Source organism: uncultured Nonlabens sp. (assembly GCF_947495285.1).
Classification (GTDB): Bacteria; Bacteroidota; Bacteroidia; order Flavobacteriales; family Flavobacteriaceae; genus Nonlabens.
Genome location: NZ_CANLXZ010000066.1, coordinates 1 through 1,662, shown reverse-complemented (window position 1 = coordinate 1,662; position 1,662 = coordinate 1). Strand labels below are relative to the sequence as shown.

Below are 1,662 nucleotides of genomic sequence, written 5' to 3'. Positions count from 1 at the left end.
CAACGCTTTGAATCCATGGGAGAACTGAAAAAATGGTTGCACACAACAGTAGTTAGTATGAGTAGCCAGACCATAAAGTCAATAACTAGTAACCATCATTATAAAAACGCTTTAATAGAGACTTTTCAAAAATAAATTGGTATAAAAGCTTGTCTTACTATTTCATCACATTTTGCTAATCTTATAAGTGCTGAAGTCTTATCTTTTGTATTGTTAAATATTGCAGATAGGTTTTGACATAAGTTATACGCTTTTTCTAAATCAGGATACCTGCTAAAAAGTATTCCCGCTCTTTTTAATTGATTTTCATTCCATTTAGACCTTGATTTATATAGTAAATATCTACTTCTAGCCAGTAGTTGTTTTAATGTATCACCGTTAGGTAGTATTTCTGGAGTTTATTTTAAAGATTTGTTTCTAGCATTTTCAATCGCTTCATTCTCAACATCTAAAGCTTACCATCGATGTTTGATTCTAATTTCTTGCAAGGCATCTAATTCTAGCTTTTGAACATGGAAACGATCTATAACTAAAGCAGCATTGGGGAATTATTTTTTAACAATTAGCCCCATGTTGCCTGCCATATCCAAGGTTACTTCCTTAACTTTCTTGCGTTGTTTTAGAGGAATCTTGTTGAGTATCTTTATGACATTTTCAGCCTTGGTGCCTTTGACCATAGCTACAATAGCTCCTTTCTTTCCTTTAGCTTTTTTATTAGTGAGTATTGTATAAAGATCGCCGTTGGAAAAAGCTGTTTCATCAAGAGAAAGATGGCTTGCTAAATTCTTTGAGAATAACATCCATTGTTTTGCATGTGACTTTTGATTCCAAGTTTTAAAGTCACTCAAATAATCTCTGTATTGCCTTTGCATACTTCTAGGGTTTACACCGTAAAACTTTGCTACAACCGCCGTACTGGATGCGTTATTACTAATAGAGCTCTTTTAAAAAAGTAGCAAACTCACTAGTCATTCTAGTTCCTTTTGCTACTAATTGCCAATCTCGTCTTACTACTTTACCTGTTGTTTCATTAAGCCATCTACGTCGTGTTATATGTAGAAAAACATGCTTTCCACGTATGGGAAAATCCTGAACTGTAGCTTCAGCAAAGAACCCTTTTGAACTTAGAGTAACTCCTTTAAACTCTTCTGGAGTATTGTTTAGTTCTTTGAAATAAAAGTGTATTTCTTTCTCTTTAACCTCGTGTTTGGCTAATTCAAAATAGGACACAACTACTTCTGGGAGTAATAATTTAGCTATCGATAATAAGGCTTCAGATGACATAGAAATTTTTAAAGCAAAGTTTAATCCTTTTTACATACTCCACAAGTTTTTGTGTTGAGCCCATGTAACCCAGAACTCAATCCATAAACAAAAAAAACCCTTGTCTTTCAGACAAGGGTTTAAAGAAGGCGGCGACATACTCTCCCACAAATAGCAGTACCATCTGCGCAAATGGGCTTAACTTCTCTGTTCGGAAAGGTAAGAGGTGAGCCCCATCGCTATAACCACCTTAATGGTTTCAGTTGAATTCAAACTGTATGATTTGACATATTGAAAATATAAACTAGTAAAAAAATAGGTGTAGAATATCTAAGCTTACGGGTAATTAGTATCACTCGGCTATGACATTACTGCCTTTACACCTATGACCTATCAACG

The 1,662-nt window shown here is 34.5% G+C and carries 1 protein-coding gene, 1 rRNA gene and 1 pseudogene; all 3 read right to left on the bottom strand.

The window, feature by feature from the left end; all coding sequences use genetic code 11:
- Positions 1-125: 125 nt before the first annotated feature.
- The 3 genes and pseudogenes from Q0838_RS14140 to rrf all read right to left on the bottom strand — a co-directional run bounded on the left by Q0838_RS14140 (position 126) and on the right by rrf (position 1,516).
- A pseudogene (locus tag Q0838_RS14140) lies at positions 126-800 on the bottom strand (transposase).
- A gap of 130 nt (positions 801-930) precedes the next feature.
- Entirely contained in the window at positions 931-1,284 is a 354-nt protein-coding gene (locus Q0838_RS14135) for a transposase (RefSeq protein ID WP_298956533.1), read from the bottom strand.
- Between the two features lie 123 nt (positions 1,285-1,407).
- Positions 1,408-1,516: ribosomal RNA gene (gene rrf / locus Q0838_RS14130) — 5S ribosomal RNA — on the bottom strand.
- Positions 1,517-1,662 lie beyond the last annotated feature (146 nt).

What these genes read in the sequence shown, in the direction of transcription:
- Q0838_RS14135 (WP_298956533.1), bottom strand. Translation starts at nt 1,284, where the DNA reads ATGTCATCTGAAGCCTTATTATCGATAGCTAAATTATTACTCCCAGAA.